This window comes from Streptomyces sp. NPDC059895 (genome assembly GCF_042731035.1).
Lineage (GTDB): Bacteria > Actinomycetota > Actinomycetes > Streptomycetales > Streptomycetaceae > Streptomyces.
Genome location: NZ_JBHWKO010000057.1, coordinates 26,893 through 42,196 on the forward strand (window position 1 = coordinate 26,893; position 15,304 = coordinate 42,196).

The 15,304-nt window shown below is 73.4% G+C and carries 12 protein-coding genes; 4 read left to right on the forward strand and 8 right to left on the reverse strand.

All coding sequences use genetic code 11. From position 1 onward, the window contains the following. The first annotated feature begins 56 nt into the window (after positions 1-56). Complete coding sequence (locus ACFV9M_RS37145; RefSeq protein ID WP_385075276.1) at positions 57-851, forward strand: metal-dependent hydrolase; 795 nt, start codon at positions 57-59, stop codon at positions 849-851. A gap of 146 nt (positions 852-997) precedes the next feature. Here ACFV9M_RS37145 and ACFV9M_RS37150 read toward each other — a convergent pair whose 3' ends face one another. From ACFV9M_RS37150 to ACFV9M_RS37165, 4 genes are all read right to left on the reverse strand, one after another. Further along, positions 998-1,468: a DUF5709 domain-containing protein gene (locus ACFV9M_RS37150; protein WP_385075279.1), complete on the reverse strand. Its 471-nt coding sequence runs from the start codon at positions 1,466-1,468 to the stop codon at positions 998-1,000. A 396-nt stretch (positions 1,469-1,864) separates the two neighbouring features. After that, complete coding sequence (locus tag ACFV9M_RS37155; protein ID WP_385075282.1) at positions 1,865-3,682, reverse strand: ABC transporter ATP-binding protein; 1,818 nt, start codon at positions 3,680-3,682, stop codon at positions 1,865-1,867. Continuing rightward, complete coding sequence (locus tag ACFV9M_RS37160; protein ID WP_385075285.1) at positions 3,679-5,481, reverse strand: ABC transporter transmembrane domain-containing protein; 1,803 nt, start codon at positions 5,479-5,481, stop codon at positions 3,679-3,681. Before ACFV9M_RS37160 ends, ACFV9M_RS37155 begins: the two co-directional genes overlap by 4 nt. A gap of 292 nt (positions 5,482-5,773) precedes the next feature. Beyond that, entirely contained in the window at positions 5,774-6,223 is a 450-nt protein-coding gene (locus tag ACFV9M_RS37165) for a MarR family winged helix-turn-helix transcriptional regulator (protein ID WP_385075288.1), read from the reverse strand. 94 nt (positions 6,224-6,317) lie between these two features. Here ACFV9M_RS37165 and ACFV9M_RS37170 point away from each other — a divergent pair, with 94 nt between their 5' ends. Beyond that, complete coding sequence (locus ACFV9M_RS37170) at positions 6,318-8,120, forward strand: ABC transporter ATP-binding protein (protein WP_385075291.1); 1,803 nt, start codon at positions 6,318-6,320, stop codon at positions 8,118-8,120. Between the two features lie 53 nt (positions 8,121-8,173). Next, a complete protein-coding gene (mltG, locus tag ACFV9M_RS37175; RefSeq protein WP_385075294.1) occupies positions 8,174-9,031 on the forward strand; it encodes an endolytic transglycosylase MltG in 858 nt (285 codons plus the stop codon). 58 nt (positions 9,032-9,089) lie between these two features. Here mltG and ACFV9M_RS37180 read toward each other — a convergent pair whose 3' ends face one another. Then, positions 9,090-10,175, reverse strand: coding sequence for an NAD(P)-binding domain-containing protein (locus tag ACFV9M_RS37180; protein ID WP_385075297.1), 1,086 nt, complete (start codon positions 10,173-10,175; stop codon positions 9,090-9,092). Between the two features lie 98 nt (positions 10,176-10,273). Between ACFV9M_RS37180 and ACFV9M_RS37185 the strand changes: the two genes are divergently transcribed. Continuing rightward, positions 10,274-10,696, forward strand: a complete 423-nt coding sequence (locus ACFV9M_RS37185; protein WP_385075301.1) for a secondary thiamine-phosphate synthase enzyme YjbQ — start codon at positions 10,274-10,276, stop codon at positions 10,694-10,696. A 163-nt stretch (positions 10,697-10,859) separates the two neighbouring features. Here ACFV9M_RS37185 and ACFV9M_RS37190 read toward each other — a convergent pair whose 3' ends face one another. The 3 genes from ACFV9M_RS37190 to ACFV9M_RS37200 form a co-directional block, all read right to left on the reverse strand. Next, a complete protein-coding gene (locus tag ACFV9M_RS37190; protein WP_385079741.1) occupies positions 10,860-12,698 on the reverse strand; it encodes a glycoside hydrolase family 15 protein in 1,839 nt (612 codons plus the stop codon). A gap of 158 nt (positions 12,699-12,856) precedes the next feature. Continuing rightward, positions 12,857-13,483: a DinB family protein gene (locus tag ACFV9M_RS37195; RefSeq protein WP_385079738.1), complete on the reverse strand. Its 627-nt coding sequence runs from the start codon at positions 13,481-13,483 to the stop codon at positions 12,857-12,859. A gap of 154 nt (positions 13,484-13,637) precedes the next feature. Further along, positions 13,638-14,978, reverse strand: a complete 1,341-nt coding sequence (locus ACFV9M_RS37200; RefSeq protein ID WP_385102659.1) for a hypothetical protein — start codon at positions 14,976-14,978, stop codon at positions 13,638-13,640. Between the last annotated feature and the right edge of the window lie 326 nt (positions 14,979-15,304).

The window sequence follows — 15,304 nt, forward strand, 5'->3', positions numbered from 1 at the left end:
TCATCGCACCCGGTCAACTGGACAGCGGCGAACGAGGAACAGGGCGGGCAACGGCCATGATGGGACCAGCACATTCACTGTCGGGCGCCGCCGCCTGGCTCGGCGTCGGCGCCGCGGCCGCCGCGGCCGGGCACACGATGCCGTGGCCGGTGCTGCTGGCGGGTGCGCTGATATGTGCCGGTGCCGCGCTCGCCCCGGATCTCGACCACAAGGCGGCCACGATCTCCCGGGCCTTCGGCCCCGTCTCGCGTTGGCTGTGCGAGATAGTCGACAAGCTCTCGTACGCCGTCTACAAGGCCACGAAGAAGCAGGGCGACCCGCGCCGCTCCGGGGGGCACCGGACGCTGACGCACACCTGGCTGTGGGCGGTCATGATCGGCGCGGGCGCCTCGGCGCTGGCGATCACCGGTGGCCGCTGGGCCGTCCTGGGGATCCTCTTCGTACACATGGTGCTGGCGATCGAGGGCCTGCTGTGGCGGGCGGCCCGCGGTTCCAGCAGCGACGTGCTGGTGTGGCTGCTGGCGGCGACGAGCGCCTGGATCCTCGCCGGCGTCCTGGACAAGCCCGGCAACGGCGCGGGCTGGCTGTTCACGGACCCTGGCCAGGAGTACCTGTGGCTGGGGCTGCCGATCCTGCTGGGTGCCCTGGTGCACGACATCGGGGACGCGCTGACCGTCTCCGGCTGCCCGGTCCTGTGGCCCATCCCGATCGGGCGCAAGCGCTGGTATCCCCTGGGGCCGCCCAAGGCCATGCGGTTCCGTGCGGGCAGCTGGGTGGAGCTGAAGGTGCTGATGCCGGTCTTCATGGTCCTCGGGGGCGTGGGCGGCGCGGCCGCGCTCAACGTCATCTGAACCCTCGCGGTCGGCGGAGTCGGCCCAGGTCGCGGTGCCCTCGCCGTCGCGGCGCCCGAAGCGGGCGACACGGCCCTCCGTGCGGGCCCTGGCCGTCGTGCTCCCCGTGCGGTGAGGGCGAGCGGGACGGACCGGGGACGGCCGGGTCAGCCGGGCAGGGAGTCCTCGTCGACGATGTGCATCGCGGCCTCCTCGGCGGAGGCGGCCGCTCCGTCGATGCCCACGTCGGTGGCGACCAGGGCGCTCTCCTCGTCCTCGTGGGCCCCTTCGTCCGGTGCGACCAGCCGGCCGGAGCGGACGGAGCCGATCTCGTTGTCCAGCAGTTCCCCGTCGGTGCCGTCGGTGTCTCCGAGACCGTCGCCGTCGGGGGCTGCGAGATCGGGCAGTTCCTCCGCGAGCCGCTGGTCGAGGGTCTCGCCCTGTCGGCGCTCCGCGGCCGTCACGCCGGTGTGCTCCACGGCCCACGGCCTCTCCGGAGGCGACCAGCCCCGGTCCAGGGGGTCGTCGACACCGTCGTCCACGAGTGTGTCCTCCGCGTCGAGCAGGCCCGCGTCGTCCTGGACCTCGGACGCGTCGGGCTGGTAGACGTCGTCCCCCCATCCTTCGGCGCTGTTCACGGGTTCCTCCAGGGGATGACGGGCCCGTCCCCACCGCGGTCGGCGATGGAACACCGCCGCGCGGGGCGCGGGCCGGGGACGACAGAGCACGGACGGATCAGGACGTGTTCGAACGGATCGGCCCGCTGCCGTCCGCACGGCTGCCGCTCTCCAGCGTTCCACCCCGCTTCGGGGGCGCGCAACGGCAGCCGGGGAGGGCTGGCCGGGCCGGGGCGCCGGGCGCGGTCCGGCCACCTCGCCCCGAACGCTCTCCGCAGTCCGCTCCCCCTCGGGGCCTGGACGGGTGCACCGACTCCGGCCCCCGCCCCGTCCCGACCTCCGGCACCGCCCCGGACGCACCGCCGGACGGCGCATCCGCGGCCACGGTCCGAACCCGTGCCAGGACCGCCACGATCCTCACCCGTGCCAGGACCGCCACAGGGCCGCGTAGGCGCCGTCCGCCGTGACCAGCTCCGTGTGGCTGCCCAGCTCGCTGATGCGGCCGTTCTCGACGACGGCGATGACGTCGGCGTCATGGGCGGTGTGCAGGCGGTGGGCGATGGCGATGACCGTACGGCCGTCCAGGACGCGGGCCAGGGACCGCTCCAGGTGACGGGCGGCACGCGGGTCGAGCAGCGAGGTCGCCTCGTCGAGGACCAGCGTGTGCGGGTCGGCCAGCACGAGGCGGGCCAGCGCGATCTGCTGGGCCTGGGCCGGCGTGAGCGCGACCCCGCCCGAGCCGACCTCGGTGTCCAGGCCGCCGTCCAGCGCCCGCGCCCAGCCCTCCGCGTCGACCGCGGCCAGGGCGGACCACAGCTCGGCGTCCTCGGCACCCTCCGGGGTGTCCTCGCCGGGATGCAGCCGGGCGTGGGGGAGCGCGAGGCGGAGGTTGTCGCGCAGGGAGCCGACGAAGACGTGGTGCTCCTGGTTGACCAGCGCCACGTGCGAGCGGACTCGTTCGGCGGTCATACGGGACAGTTCGGCCTCGCCCAGGGTGACCCGGCCCTCGCGCGGCGTGTAGATGCCGGCGAGCAGCCGGCCCAGTGTGGACTTGCCGGCGCCGGAGGGGCCGACCAGGGCCATCCGGGTGCCTGGGGCGACCTCCAGCGACACCTTGCGCAGCACGTCGACGCCCTCGCGGTAGCCGAAGTGCACCCGGTCGGCGAGCACGTCCCGTCCGCCCGGCTCCAGCGCGGAGTCCCCGGCGTCCGGCTCGATGTCGCGCACCCCGACGAGCCGGGCCAGCGACACCTGCGCCACCTGGAGCTCGTCGTACCAGCGGAGGATCAGGTTCACGGGGTCGACGAGCATCTGGGCGAGGAGCGCGCCCGTCGTCAGCTCGCCGACCCCGATCCAGCCCTGCAGGACGAAAGCCCCGCCCAGCATGAGGACCGAGCCGAGGACGGTGACGTGGACGAGATTGATGACCGGGAAGAGCACCGAGCGCAGCCAGAGCGTGTACCGCTCCCAGGCCGTCCACTGCTGGATCCGCAGGTCCGACAGCCCGACACGGCGCTCGCCGAGGCGGTGGGCCTCCACGGTGCGCCCGGCGTCCACGGTCTCGGCCAGGGCGGCGGCGACGGCGGCGTACCCGGCGGCCTCCGAGCGGTAGCCGGCCGGTGCCCGCCGGAAGTACCAGCGGCAGCCGGCCACCAGCAGCGGTACGGCGACCAGCACGGCGGGCGCCAGGGGCGGTGCCGTGACGACGAGCCCGCCGAGCAGCAGCGCCGCCCACATCACCCCGATGGTCAGTTGCGGCACGGCCTCACGCATGGCATTGGCCAGCCGGTCGACGTCGGTGGTGATGCGGGACAGCAGGTCGCCCGTCCCGGCCCGCTCCAGCACGCCCGGCGGCAGCCGGACCGACCGGACGAGGAAATCCTCGCGCAGGTCCGCCAGCATCCGCTCACCGAGCATCGCGCCGCGCAGCCGCACCTGCCGGACGAACGCGGCCTGGATGACCAGGGCGAGCAGGAACAGCGAGACGGTCAGCTCCAGACGCAGGTCCCGTGCCCCGTCCGACAGCCGTTCCACGAGGTCGCCCAGGAGCCATGGACCGATCATCGAGGCGATGGTGGCGATCGTGTTGACGGCGACGAGGATCAGGAAGGCGCGCCGGTGCCGGCGGAACAGTTCCCCCACGTAGGCGCGTACGGTGGCGGGGGCGCCGACCGGCAGTGTGGTGGCCGCGGTCGGTGCCGCCGGGTCGTACGCCGGGGGCGCCACGCCGATCATGCGGTCTCCTCGATCTCTTGCAGCTCGTTCTTCTCGAATGCCGTGAGCACACCGCTCAGAGCGGCTTCCTCGTCGGTCTCCCGGGTCACGACGGCGCGGTAACGCGGTTCGGTGTGCAGCAGCTCGCGGTGCGCTCCGACCGCGGCGGCCCGCCCCTGGTGCACGAGGACGACCTGGTCGGCGCGGTCCAGCAGCAGCGGGGAGGAGGTGAACATCACGGTCGTGCGCCCGGCGCGCAGCCCTCGCAGGCCCTCGGCGATCCGTGCCTCGGTGTGCGAGTCGACGGCGGAGGTGGGTTCGTCCAGGACGAGGACCTCCGGGTCGGTGAACAGCGACCGGGCCAGGGCCAGTCGCTGACGCTGGCCGCCGGACAGCGACCGGCCGCGTTCGGTGATCCGCGCGTCCATCGGATCCTCGGCGTCCAGCGACCCCTGGACGAGCGCCTCCAGCACGTCCCCGCACTGGGCGGCCGCCAGCGCCGCCGCCGCGTCGACGTCACGCGAGGCGGGCACGTCGAACAGGTCGCGCAGCGAACCGGACAGCAGCACCGGGTCCTTGTCCTGGACGAGGACGGCGGTGCGTGCGCAGTCGAGCGGCAGCTCGTCGAGCGGAACCCCGCCGAGCAGCACCGACGGACCGTCCTGCGCGGCGTGTCCGCCCAGGCGTTCCGCCAGCCGCCCGGCGGCGTCCGGGTCGCCGCACACCACCGCGGTGAGGCGGGCGGCCGGTGCGAGCAGCCCCGTGGCCGGGTCGTACAGGTCGCCGGAGGGGAGGTCCGGCGGGCGGGTTCCGGCGGCGTCCGTGGCGCGTTCCAGGGACAGCACGCGGGCGGCGCGTCTGGCCGACGGGCGGGAGAAGGAGTACGCCATCGCGATCTCCTCGAAGTGCCTGAGGGGGTAGGTCAGGACCGTGACGGAGCTGTAGACGGTGACCAGTTCCCCGACGGAGATCCGGCCCTCGCGGGCCAGCTGGACGCCGTGGAACACGACCGCGATCAGCAGCAGCCCCGGCAGCATCACCTGGATGGCGCTGATCAGGGACCACATGCGGGCGCTGCGCACGGCCGCGTGCCGGACCTCCTGGGAGGCGTGGCGGTAGCGGTCGAGGAACAGCTCCTCGCCACCGATGCCGCGCAGCACCCGCAGGCCGGCCACCGTGTCCGAGGCCAGTTCGGTGGCGCGTCCGGCTTTCTCGCGCTGGAAGTCGGCCCGGCGGGTCGCGCGGGGCAGCAGGGGCAGCACCGCGACGGCGAGGACGGGCAGGCCGACGGCGACCACCAGACCGAGGGCCGGCTGGTAGACCACGAGGCCGACGCAGACCAGCACGACCGTGAGGGCCGCGGCGGTGAACCGCGACACGGCCTCCACGAACCAGCCGATCTTCTCGACGTCGCCCGTGGAGACGGCCACCACCTCACCGGCGGCGACCCGCCGGCTCAGCACGGAGCCCAACTGCGAGGTCTTGCGGGCGAGGAGCTGCTGGACGCGGGCGGCCGCGGTGATCCAGTTGGTGACGGCGGCGCGGTGCAGGAAGGTGTCTCCGACGGCGGTGGCGGTACCGGACAACGCCATCAGCCCGCCGGCGAGGGCGAGCCGCGAACCGGAGCGGTCGACGACCGCCTCCACGGCGAACCCGACGCAGAACGGCAGCGTGGAGACGGCCACGAAGTGCAGCAGTCCCCAGGCCAGTGCCTTGAGTTGACCGCCCGACTGATTGCGGCCGAGCCACCACAGGAAGCGGGGCCCGGAGCGTACGTCCGGCACACCCGGGTCGGGGTACGGAAGGTCTTGGATCTGCATGACGTCCCAGTGGCTCGTGTCAGGAGGGGAGGGGGGAACGCGGACCAGGGGAGTGCCCGCGAGGAGCGGCGGCAGCAAACCGTGCAAGGTTCCCGTCGGAGGGTGGTCGGAATCAACCGGTTTTCCGTGGCACCGCATGGATCCGGACGGCCCGCGCGGACATGCGCCCCGCGCCGGGGACGAAGCCACCTGCGGGCGCCGCCCTCCGTCCTGGCGGACGGCCCGCCTCACCCGGTCGGTCGACGGCCCAGCCGTCGGCACCCCGACGAGCGGCGAGGCCGGTGACGGCCGCTCAACAGCGCGGGGCCGCGGTCCCGTCGATGAGTGTGTCCAGCAACTTCCCGAGCACCGCCCGCTCCACGTCCGTCAGCGGCGCGAGCATCTCCCGTGCCGCGGACTGGCGGGCCCTGCGCAGTTCGCCGAGCGTCTCGCGGCCCGCGTCCGTCAGCTCGATCCGTATGACCCGACGGTTCGTGGGGTCCGGCACCCGGCGCACCTTCCCGCTCGCCTCCAGTCCGTCGACGAGCGTGGTCACCGCGCGCGGCACGACCTCGAGGCGCTCGGCGAGGTCCGCCATGCGCGGTGGCTCGCTGAAGTGGGCGCAGGTGCGCAGCAGGCGGGACTGGGCCGGGGTGACGCCCATGTCGGAGTGCTCCAGGTGGCGCTTCTGGATGCGGTGCACCCGGCGGGTCAGCCGCAGCAGCTGCTCGGCGAGCAGGCCGTCGGGATCGGGGGTCGTCATGCGGGAACAATATCAGGATGCCGTTCATTGTGAGTATAGGTAACAATGAGCTACGCTCCACGAGATCCTCCCGTTCGACCTCCCGAAGGAGCCCATGCACCCCGACACGCCAGATTCCTGGACCCCGCCCACCGACGCCGAGCAGCAGCCGCGTCAGGTGCGCCGCATTCTGAAGCTCTTCCGCCCCTATCGCGGCCGGCTCGCGATCGTAGGCCTGCTGGTCGCCGCCTCCTCGCTGGTCTCGGTGGCCACGCCTTTCCTGCTCAAGGAGACACTCGACGTCGCCCTCCCCGAGGGGCGTACGGGCCTGCTGAGTCTGCTCGCCCTCGGCATGATCCTCAGTGCCGTCCTCGCCGGGGTCTTCGGTGTCCTGCAGACCCTGATCTCCACGACGGTCGGCCAGCGTGTCATGCACGACCTGCGCACCGCCGTCTACGGCCGCCTCCAGCGCATGTCGCTCGCGTTCTTCACGCGCACGCGGACCGGTGAGGTGCAGTCCCGCATCGCCAACGACATCGGAGGCATGCAGGCGACCGTCACCTCCACCGCCACCTCCCTGGTCTCCAACTTCACCAGCGTCGTCGCCACGATCGTGGCCATGATCGCCCTCGACTGGCGGCTGACCGTCGTGTCCCTGCTCCTGCTGCCGGTCTTCGTGTGGATCAGCCGCCGCGTCGGGAACGAACGCCGGAAGATCACCACGCAGCGTCAGAAACAGATGGCCGCCATGGCCGCCACCGTCACCGAGTCCCTGTCGGTCAGCGGCATCCTGCTCGGCCGCACGATGGGCCGCGCCGACTCCCTCACGCAGTCCTTCTCCGGGGAGTCCGAGCGACTGGTCGACCTCGAGGTGCGGTCGAACATGGCCGGCCGCTGGCGCATGGCCGTGATCGGCATCGTCATGTCCGCCATGCCGGCCTTCATCTACTGGACCGCGGGACTGGCGCTCCAGTTCGGCGGCCCGGCCGTCTCCCTCGGCACCATCGTCGCCTTCGTCTCGCTCCAGCAGGGCCTGTTCCGCCCGGCCGTGAGCCTCCTGTCGACGGGCGTGCAGATCCAGACCTCGCTCGCCCTCTTCCAGCGCATCTTCGAGTATCTCGACCTCCCCGTCGACATCACCGAACGCGCGGACCCGCTCCACCTCGACAAGGTCAGGGGCGAGGTCCGCTTCGAGGACGTCGCGTTCCGGTACGACGGCAAGGGCGGACCGGTCCTCGACGGCATCGACGTCACCGTGCCGGCGGGCGGCAGCCTCGCGATCGTCGGCCCGACCGGCGCCGGCAAGTCCACACTGGGGTACCTGGTCCCCCGCCTGTACGACGTGACGGGCGGCCGGGTCACCCTCGACGGCGTCGATGTCCGCGACCTGGACTTCGACACCCTGGCGCGCGCGGTCGGCGTCGTCTCCCAGGAGACGTACCTCTTCCACGCCTCGGTCGCGGAGAACCTGCGCTTCGCCAAGCCGGACGCCACCGACGAGGAGTTGTACGCCGCGGCGCGGGCGGCCCAGATCCACGACCACATCGCCGCCCTGCCCGACGGGTACGACACGGTCGTCGGCGAGCGCGGCCACCGCTTCTCCGGCGGGGAGAAGCAGCGACTGGCCATCGCCCGCACCATTCTGCGCGACCCGCCCGTGCTCATCCTCGACGAGGCGACCAGCGCCCTGGACACCCGCACCGAGCGCGCCGTTCAGGAGGCCATCGACGCACTCTCGGCGAACCGCACCACGCTCACCATCGCGCACCGGCTGTCCACCGTCCGCGGCGCCGACCAGATCGTGGTCCTCGACGCCGGCCAGGTGGCCGAACGGGGGACGCACGAGGAACTGCTGGCGAGGGACGGGCGGTATGCGGCCCTGGTGCGGCGGGACGCCCGGCTGGAGCCGACAAGATGACGATATGCCAGGTTGTGCCGATTTTCTGAGGATATGCGGGTTACCGTGCCCGCATGCAGATGAACACTCCGCCACGGAGCACGATTCGACTGACGCGCCGGGGCCGTCTCGCCCTCATCGTGACCGGAGCCGTCGTGGCCGGCACCGCCGTGGCGGTGCCGCTGCTGAGTCCGGACAGCCACGAGGAGAAGAGACCGACCTCTCTGGTGATTCCGGAGGGCTGGCGGGCGAACCAGATCTACGCGGCCGTCGACAAGGCCCTCGCCCTGCCCGCCGGCACCACCCGGAAGGCGCTGCCCACGGCCAATCTGAGGCTCCCGATCGACGCCGAGGGCAACCCGGAGGGCTACCTCTTCCCGGCGGCGTATCCGCTGGACGGGAAGCCGACGCCGCAGGCGCTGCTGACGCGGATGGTCGACGCGGCGAACGAGAAGTTCAACGGAGCGCCGATCGCCGCCGGAGCCCAGCGCAACGCGATGAACGTGTACCAGGCGGTGACCATCGCCAGCATCGTCCAGGCCGAGGCCGCCACCAAGGCGGACATGGGCAAGGTGGCCCGGGTCGTCTTCAACCGCCTGGAGCGCGGTATGCCCTTGCAGCTGGACTCCACCGTCAACTACGCGCTGAACCGCTTCTCGGTGAACACGACGGAGCGGGACACCCATGTCGAGAGTCCCTACAACTCCTACCAGCGCATGGGTCTGCCCCCGACGCCGATCGACAGCCCCGGCGAGGACGCGATGCGCGCCGCGATCAACCCGACCCCGGGCGACTGGCTGTACTTCGTCACCGTCAAGCCGGGCGACACGCGTTTCACGTCGGACTACGCGGAACACCAGCGCAATGTCGCCGAGTTCAACAGGCACCAGCAGAGCGCGCAGGTCTCGACAAGCCCGTCGACGTCCCGGTGACGAGGCGTTCCGGCGACCCGGCGGTCTTCGGAGCGGCGGTGCGGGAGCGCGACGCACGTCAGGCGGCGGCCGGCTCCCGCGTGCCTCCGGTGAGCAGCCGCCCGATGTCGCGTACGGCGGCGCGACCGGCCCGGTTGGCGCCGATCGTGCTCGCCGAGGGACCGTAGCCGACGAGGTGGACACGCGGGTCGGCGACCGCGCGCGTGCCCTCGACGCGGATCCCGCCGCCCGGCTCGCGCAGCCGCAACGGCGCCAGGTGATCGATGGCGGGCCGGAAGCCGGTCGCCCACAGGATGACGTCCGCGGCCACCCGCCGCCCGTCGCGCCACTCCACGCCCTCCGGGGTGATCCGGTCGAACACGGGCAGCCGGTCGAGCACCCCGTCCGCCAGCCCCCGCCGGATCGCGTCGTTCAGCGGCAGCCCCGTCACGGAGACGACGCTCCGGGGCGGCAGCCCCTGGCGTACGCGTTCCTCCACGAGCGCGACCGCGGCACGGCCGGCGATCTCGTCGAAGGTGCCCTCGCGGAAGACGGGCGGGCGCCGTGTCACCCAGGTGGTGGCGGCCGCGAACGGGGCGAGCTCCAGCAGATGCTGCGTACCGGAGGCGCCGCCGCCCACCACGACCACCCGCTGCCCGGCGAACGCCTCCGGGCCCGGATACCGCGCGGTGTGCAGCTGCCGTCCGCGGAAGGTCTCCTGGCCGGGGTAGCGCGGCCAGAACGGCCGGTCCCAGGTGCCGGTGGCGTTGATCAGGGCCCTCGTCACCCACGCACCGTCGGAGGTCTCCACGAGCAGCCGCCCGTCGTCCCCCTCGCGTACGGCCCGTACATCCACCGGGCGCCGCACTCGCAGGTCGAAGGCGCGCTCGTAGCGGTCGAAGTACGCCGCGATCACCTCGGACGACGGCCGCTGCGGATCCGCGTCCGCCAGCTCCATGCCGGGCAGCGCGTGCATCCCGTGCACCTTGCCGTACGTCAGCGAGGGCCACCGGAACTGCCAGGCGCCGCCCGGGCCGGGCGAGTGGTCCAGCACCACGAAGTCGCGCTCCGGCGCGAAACCCGTACGCCGCAGGTGATAGGCGCCGGCCAGACCCGCCTGGCCGGCGCCTATCACCACCACCTCGACCTCGCGCATGTCGTTCACGCTTCTCCCAACAGCGCCGAGGCGGGGGATCTTCCATCGCGACAGCGGGGGCTCGCTCGCCGGGGTGTGGAGACCGGCGCGTGGGTCAGGATGGGAGCATGTCAGATGCGTTCACCACCCGAGTACTGCACATCGCCTCCGGCTCCCGGGAGCGGGTCGTCGACCTGACCCGCGACTGCGAGGCCTTCCTCCAGGACGCGGCCGCGGGCCGCGACGGCCTGCTGAACGTCTTCGTCCCGCACGCCACGGCCGGCATCGCGATCATCGAGACCGGCGCCGGCAGCGACGACGACCTGCTTGCCGCGCTGCACACCCTGCTCCCCGCCGACGACCGCTGGCAGCACCGCCACGGCAGCCCCGGCCACGGCCGCGACCACGTCCTGCCGGCCTTCGTCCCGCCCCACGCGACCCTGCCGGTCGTGGGCGGCCGGCTGGAACTCGGCACATGGCAGTCGGTGTGCCTGGTGGACACCAACAAGGACAACCCCGAGCGCAAGGTGCGGCTGAGCTTCCTGGGCTGAACGGCGCCGTCCGGCGCCCCCGGGCCCCCGGGCCCCCGGGCCCCCGGGCCCCCGGGCCCCCGGGCCCCCGGGCCCGCGGCGTCCCCGGGCCCCCGGGCCCGCGGCGTCCCCGGGCCCCCGGGCCCGCTACGGCCCCGGGGGGCGCCGGTCGGCCCGTCACCCGTCAGCCCAGCGCCCGGTCCAGGTTGAACGCCGCGCTGATCAGCGCGAGATGAGTGAACGCCTGGGGGAAGTTGCCCTGTTGCTCCCCGGTGTGGCTGATCTCCTCGGCGTACAGGCCCAGATGGTTGGCGTACGTCAGCATCTTCTCGAAGGCGAGCCGTGCCTCGTCGAGCCGGCCCGCGTGTACGAGGGCCTCGACGTACCAGAAGGAGCAGATGGAGAAGGTGCCCTCGTCGCCGTGGAGTCCGTCGGGGCTGGCCAGCGGGTCGTAGCGGTAGACGAGGGAGTCCGACACCAGGTCGTGGGTGAGCGCGTCCAGCGTGGACAGCCACTTCGGGTCGGTCGGCGCGATGAACTTCGTCAACGGCATCATCAGCACGGCCGCGTCCAGCACCTCCGCGTCCTCGTGCTGAACGAAGGCCCGGCGGGTCCGCGACCAGCCCCGGGAGTGGATGCGCCGGTAGATCGTGTCGCGGCACTCCTGCCAGCGGGGCAGGTCCGCGGGCAGGCCGCGCCGGTGCGCCATCCGGACGGCCCGCTCGATCGCCACCCAGCACATCAGCCGCGAGTACAGGAAGTTCTTACGGCCGCCGCGGGTCTCCCAGATGCCCTCGTCGGGCTGGTCCCAGTGGTCGCAGACCCACTCCACGAGGGCGCACACGTCGTCCCACTGGTCGCTGGAGACGGGCCGCGCCCACTTGTCGTACAGGTAGATGGAGTCGATCAGCGCCCCGTAGATGTCGAGCTGGAGCTGGTCCGCGGCGGCGTTGCCGATCCGCACCGGCGCCGAGCCGTGATGGCCCCCGAGATGGGTGAGCTCGGACTCCGGCAGGTCCGTGCGCCCGTCGATGCCGTACATGATCTGCAGCGGTCCGGAGGGCCTTCCGTCACCCGGGCTGATGTGCCGGGTCACGAACTCCATGAACGCCTCGGCCTCGCCGGTGAAGCCGAGCCGCAGCAGCGCGTACACGCAGAAGGCGGCGTCGCGCACCCAGACGTAGCGGTAGTCCCAGTTGCGGTCGCCGCCCAGCTGCTCCGGCAGGCTCGTGGTCGGGGCGGCGACGATCGCCCCCGTGGGCGCGTAGGTGAGCAGTTTCAGGGTGAGGGCCGAGCGGTGCACCATCTCCCGCCAGCGGCCCCGGTACCTGGAGGCGGACAGCCAGTGCCGCCAGTACGCCACCGTGGCGGTGAACTGCTCCTCCGCCTCGGCCCGCGCACATCCGCGCGGGGTCACCTCGCCGCCGACCTGGTCGAGGGCGAACACCGCCGACTCGCCCTCGACGAGCTTGAACTCCGCGTGAGCGTCCCGCCCGTCGGTCTCCAGGAACACCGTGGCGGTCAGCGCCAACGACAGGCCGTCGGAGGCGAAGACCGCCACGTCACCGGCCATCCGGAGGGTGTGCGGACGGGCGCCGTAGTCGAACCGCGGTGCCACGTTGACCCGGAACGGCAGGGAGCCGCGCACGCACACCACCCGTCGGATCAGCCGGTGCCGCTCCGCCTCGGTGTCGTCCCCGCCGGTCACCGGCATGAAGTCCTGCACCTCGCCGACCCCGTCCTCGGTGAAGAACCGGGTGATCAGGACGTTGGTGTCGGGGAAGTAGAACTGCTTCGTCCGCGCGGGGACCGCCGCCCCCAGTGCGAAGGCCCCGCCGCGCTCGGTGTCCAGGATCGAGGCGAACACGCTCGGGGAGTCGAAGGAGGGGCAGCAGTACCAGTCGATCGTGCCGTCCGTCCCCACCAGGGCCACGGTGTGCAGGTCGCCGATCAGCCCGTGCTCGGCGATCTGCGGGCAGCGGGCGTCCCCGCGCGGATACCGGTCGCTCGACACATCCGTCATCGCAGCCTCCCTGGCCCGGCCGGCGGACACGATGCCCGCGGCGGCCGCGAATGCCTGGCGAGGCTTCCAGCCTAAGCTCGCTCCCGCGGGACCGCCGTAGGAGGAAGCGGCGGGGCGATCCGGCTGTACGGCAGGGCCCGCGGGAAGGCGCCGGCCGCTCACCCCATGCTCTTCGCCCCGTCCAGGGCCTCCCGGATGATGTCGGCGTGACCGGCGTGCTGGGCGGTCTCGCCGACGATGTGCAGCAGTACCCGGCGGGCCGACCACCGCGCGCCGGGCTCGAACCAGGGGGCCGACGGCAGCGGGTGCGCCGCGTCCAGGTCCGGCAGGGTGGCGACCAGCTCGTCCGTACGGCCGGCCACCCGGGCGTACTCCGCCAGGACCCCGGCGAGCGTCTCGCCGGGCAGCAGACGGAACTCGTTCGCGCGCCGCTCCCAGTCCGCCTCGGTCATGCTGCTCCAGTCGCCCAGTGCGGACGGACCGTCCAGGATGAAGTCCGCCCAGCCCCGCTCGACCGAGGTGACGTGCTTGATCAGGCCGCCGAGGCACAGCTCGCTCACCGTCGTGCGCCGCCCCGCCTGCTCGTCGGTCAGGTCGCGCGTGGTCAGGCGCAGGAAGCGGCGGTGGGCGGTCAGTGACTCCAGCAGGTCCGCCCGCTCGCCGGTGACGGACGGCAGGCCGGCGGCGGGGGCGGTCGCGGGTGCGGCGGCGGAACCGGTCGCGGTGGTGGACTGGGTCGAGGTGGTGGGCGTGGTCGGCTCGTCGAGGTGCTTCGGCGTGTTCATGTTCTGCGGCCTCCGTCGGTCGTCTTCGGTGGACGAGGAACACGTTAGGAGCCATAGAGGACAGATCCTGACCTAGAAGGGCGGGGCGGGCCGATGTGGCGCCGACATCGGGCCCTGTCCCCGGACGTCCGGTTCGCGTCGGTGGCCGTCGGCCTCATGCGTCGTGGACGGATCCGCCCCATGCCGCCGTGCAGAGCGCTCGTTCCACCTCCTCCGTGTAGAGCGCGGCGGCCAGCCAGGCGCGGGAGAACCGGTCCGTGTCCGCCGGGAGCAGACGCCCGAAGACGTCACGGGAACGGTCCGCGGCGGCCATGTGCAGGGCGTCCAGGAGGTCGCCGGCCGTGGTCAGGCCGCAACGGCGCAGGCGGGCGCCGTCGCCCGCCCCTCCGATGCCGGGGAACGCCAGTACCCGGCGGCCCCCGGACACCGCCTGGTGCACGCGGCGGCGCAGCAGGTGCAGGGGGGCCTCGTCCACCGTGGGCGCCGGCACGTCCAACGGCGAGGCCGTCGCCGGGGGCAGGTCCGCGTGCTGGAGACGGTCCAGCCCCAGATCAACCCGGGCGGTGGGATCGCTGGGATGCTCGGCGGCGAGCAGCAGGGCGCGGGGGAGCGGCCCCGGGGCGAGGCGGGCGACGATCCGCAGCCGGCTGCCCCCGGCGGCGGCAAGGAGACGGAGGTTGCCGCGGTAGGGGAGAGCGGGATCGTCGTGGGCCGTCACCAGGCGGAGGGCCAGCCCGTCGCAGTCGGCCAGCAGGCAGTCGCCCGCCGTCTCCCGGACCGTGCCCCTGAGCGTCACATCGAGGAACAGCAGGTCGTGGCCGCCCTTCAGGGCCCGGGACACCTGCTCGCAGACGGGGACGGACCACAGCCGGTCCAGCGGCTCGCCGTACCACGACGCGCCCGCCGCGCGTACCGCCCGCACCCCGGCCCCCGCGCCGAGCCGCCCCGTGGGGGAGACGGTCGCGCCGGACACCGCCAGGCCCGCGCGGGACAGTTCACGGTGGGTCAGGGCGGTGTCGCCGATGCGCACGGCCCGGTCGGCGGCACCGGTCGCGCGGGCCGGGCCGCCCGGGGCCACGTCGGAGACCGTGTAGAGGCGCCCTCGGGCGTCGGCGGTCCAGCTGACGGCGCCCGCGTACCCGGTCGCCGTCAGGACGGGCTCGGAGAAGAGTCCGTACAGACGCAGGGAGCCGTCCGGGCGGTACGGCTGCCGTACCGTGCCCCGCAGGTCGGCCAGGTCCGGGCCGCCGGCCCGCGGCAGCCGGTGGGCGAGGTCCAGGACCCCGCGCACGGCGGCCGACAGGTCCGCGAGGCGGTACGCGGGGTCGGCGGAGCGCGCCGCGCGCACCCCGGTGACCACGGCGACCGCCGCGGCGGAGGCCCGGGGCAGGCCCGCCAGACGAGCGGTGTGCGCGGCGCGCAGCAGCTCCGCCTGGAGCACGGCGCCGGCCCCGTCGGTGCCCGCTTCCAGGACGGCGGCCGTCGCGTCGTACACGGCCCGGGCGGCGGCGCGCTGGCCGTCGGTGGCGGTTCCGGCTTCCGCCGGCTCCTTCCCCAGCCCCTCCGGGAGGCTTCCGGCCCCTGTTTCCTCCGTCCGCAGACCGCTTCCCTCCGCGGCGATCCCGGCCGGGGCTTCGGCACGTACTCCGGTCTGAGTGCCGGTCTCGGCCGCTCCGGTGGGAGCGTCGACGGGGGTGCCGACGGATGTGCCGTCAGGGGTGCCGTCAGGGGTGCCGGGGGGGGGGGGGGGGCCCCCCGGCGGGGGGGGCGGCGGCCGCCGGGGGTGGGATGTGCGGGGCGGCCGCCCACCCCCCAGGGGTG